At 72.3% G+C, this 2,968-nt stretch carries 2 protein-coding genes; both read left to right on the top strand.

Annotation, left to right across the window (positions count from 1 at the left end):
• Window positions 1-1,150, top strand: a 1,150-nt coding sequence (locus tag AB7U92_RS24900) for a mechanosensitive ion channel family protein (protein ID WP_428583190.1), incomplete at its 5' end; no start/stop codon positions are given.
• The gene (ggt, locus tag AB7U92_RS24895; protein ID WP_428583188.1) at window positions 1,147-2,913 is read left to right on the top strand and encodes a gamma-glutamyltransferase; all 1,767 of its coding nucleotides are present in this window, start codon (window positions 1,147-1,149) and stop codon (window positions 2,911-2,913) included. The genes AB7U92_RS24900 and ggt, both read left to right, overlap by 4 nt.
• Window positions 2,914-2,968 lie beyond the last annotated feature (55 nt).

The raw sequence follows: 2,968 nt of genomic DNA, 5'->3' as shown, positions 1-2,968 counted from the left end.
TGCGGCCGCTGCCGGCTCGATCTGGTTCGGTGATCGCATCGTCGACGGCGTGCTGTTCCCGGTGCTGGCGCTGGGGCTGGCCTTCGGTGCGCGGCTGCTGCTGGTCGGCACGCTGCCGATCGCGGTGTTCAAGCTGGCCATCCCCATCCTGCTGTCGCTCGCGGTGATCCGGCTGGCGGTGCGCGTGCTGCACGTCACCTTCCCGACCGCGCATGCGGTGCGGGTGATCGAGCGCACGGTGTCGTGGATCGCCTGGCTGGCGGTGGTGCTGTGGATCACCGGCGTGCTGCCGCTGCTGCTCGAGGCGATGGACGAGATCCGCTGGACGGTTGGCGGCACGCAGATCTCGCTGCGCAATGCGGTGGAGGGCACGCTGACGGCAGGCCTGGTGCTGGTGGTGGCGCTGTGGATCTCGGCGGCGATTGAGAAGCAGCTGCTCAAGGGCAGCGGCGACGATCTGTCCATCCGCAAGATCGCCGCCAACCTGGTGCGTGCGCTGCTGCTGTTCGTCGGCCTGCTGGTGGCGATGTCCGCGGTCGGCATCGACCTGACCGCGCTGTCGGTGCTCGGCGGCGCGCTCGGCGTGGGCCTGGGCTTCGGCCTGCAGAAGATCGCCGCCAACTACGTCAGCGGCTTCGTGATCCTGGCCGAGCGCTCGCTGCGCATCGGCGACATGGTGCGCGTGGACAACTTCGACGGCCGGGTGGTCGACATCCGCACGCGCTACACGGTGATCCGCGCGCTGTCGGGCCGTGAGGCGATCGTGCCCAACGAGATGCTGATCACCCAGCGGGTGGAGAACCTCTCGCTGGCCGACATGAAGGTGCTGCTGTCCACCACCGTGCAGGTGGCCTACGGCACCGACGTGCGCGCGCTTCAGCCGCGTGTGGTCGAGGCCGTATCGGCCGTGCCGCGGGTGCTGAAGGATCCGGCGCCGTCATGCCAGCTCGCCGAATTCGCCGCCGACGGCATGAACCTGACCATCAACTTCTGGATCGCCGACCCGGAGAACGGCCAGGGCAACGTGCGCTCCGACGTCAATCTCGCGGTGCTCGACCTGTTCGACCGCCACGGCATCGAGATCCCGTTCCCGCAGCGGGTGATGCACCACGTCAGCGCCGATCCCTCGGCGGGCAAGGCGGCCGAGTGATTGCGCGGCGCGCGGTCATCGCGGCCTTCGGGCTGACGCTGGCCGCGAGCCTGGCAGGTTGCGCCTCGCCGCCGCCGGCTGCGCCCGAGGCCGCCAGCGGGTACACCCACAAGCCGGGCTGGACGGCCTCGCGCCACTTGGTGGCGGCCGCCCATCCGCTGGCCGCGGAGGCCGGACTGGAGATGCTGCGCGAGGGCGGCAGCGCGGTCGATGCGGCGATCGCCGCGCAGATGATGCTCACGCTCGTCGAGCCGCAGAGCTCGGGCATCGGCGGAGGCCTGTTCCTGATCCACCATGACGGCGAGCGTGTGCAGGCCTTCGACGGCCGCGAGACGGCGCCGGCCGAGGCGGCGCCGGGCCTGTTCCTGCACGATGGCCGGCCGATGGGCTTTCGCGACGCGCTGGTCGGCGGCCGCTCGGTCGGCACGCCGGGTGTGCTGCGCGCGCTGGAGCTGGCGCATCGCCAGCACGGACGGCTGCCCTGGGCGCGCCTGTTCGAGCCGGCCATCGCCGCCGCCGAGCGCGGCGTGCCGGTGGGCGCGCGGCTGACGCGCCTGCTCGCCGAGGGCAGCGCCGAGCCACTGCGCGAGGATGCCGAGGCGAGGAAGGTGTTCTTCGACGCCGACGGCCGGCCGTTGCGCGAGGGCGCCACGCTGCGCAACCCCGCGCTGGCCGACACGCTGCGGCGCATCGCACGCGGCGGCGCCGACGCCTTCTACCGCGGCGAGATCGCCCGCGACATCGTCGCGAAGGTGCGCGGCCATGCGCGCAACCCCGGTGTGCTCGCCGAGGCCGACCTGGCCGGCTATCGCGCCGTGGAGCGCGCACCGCTGTGCTTCGAGCACCGCCAGCGGCGCATCTGCGGCATGCCGCCGCCGTCGTCGGGCACGCTGGCCATCGCGCAGGTGCTGGGCCTGCTGGCCGGCCGCGACCTCGCCAGGCTGCCGCCGGTCGCCGCACCCTGGGGTCTGGAGGCCGCACCCGAGGCCGTGCACCTGATCACCGAGGCGCAGCGCCTGGCCTTTGCCGACCGCAACCGCTACGTGGCCGACCCGGACTTCGTGACGGTGGACACCGCCGCGCTGCTCGACGCCGACTACCTGCGCCGGCGCGCGTTGCTGATCGGCGAGAAGAGCATGGGCCGCGCCGCGCCCGGCCAGCCGCGCGGCGCGACGATGGCGCTGGCCGACGACCGCAGTCCCGAACGGCCGTCGACCACGCAGGTGGCCATCGTCGACGGCTTCGGCAACGCGCTGTCGATGACCAGCACGATCGAGAACGGCTTCGGCGCGCAGCTCATGGTGCGCGGCTTCCTTCTCAACAATCAGCTCACCGACTTCTCGTTCGTGCCGGAGGTCGATGGCATGCCGGTGGCCAACCGCGTGCAGGCCGGCAAGCGGCCGCGCTCGTCGATGGCACCGCTGCTGGTGTTCGAGCGCGACAGCGGCCGCTTCGAGATGGCGCTGGGCTCGCCAGGCGGTTCGGCCATCATCGCCTACGTCACCAAGTCGCTGGTCGGCGTCCTCGACTGGCAGCTCGACCTGCAACAGGCCATCGCGCTGCCCAACTTCGGCTCGCGCAACGGCCCGACCGAACTGGAGCAGAGCCGCACCAGTGAGACGCTGGTGCGCGTGCTTCGCGAGCGCGGCCACGTGCTCGGCATCGCGCCGATGACCAGCGGCGCGCAGGGCATCCAGCGCCGCGGCAGCTGCTGGTTCGGCGCGGCCGATCCGCGCCGCGAGGGTGTCGCCGCCGGCGACTGAGTCGGGCCTCTGCCGCGCAGGCAGCCTCCGAGGGTGATCGGCCTCTCGCTGGTCA

It is taken from the genome of Piscinibacter sp. (genome assembly GCF_050175855.1).
Classification (GTDB): Bacteria; Pseudomonadota; Gammaproteobacteria; order Burkholderiales; family Burkholderiaceae_C; genus Piscinibacter.
This window is presented reverse-complemented; position numbering and strand designations above follow the sequence as displayed.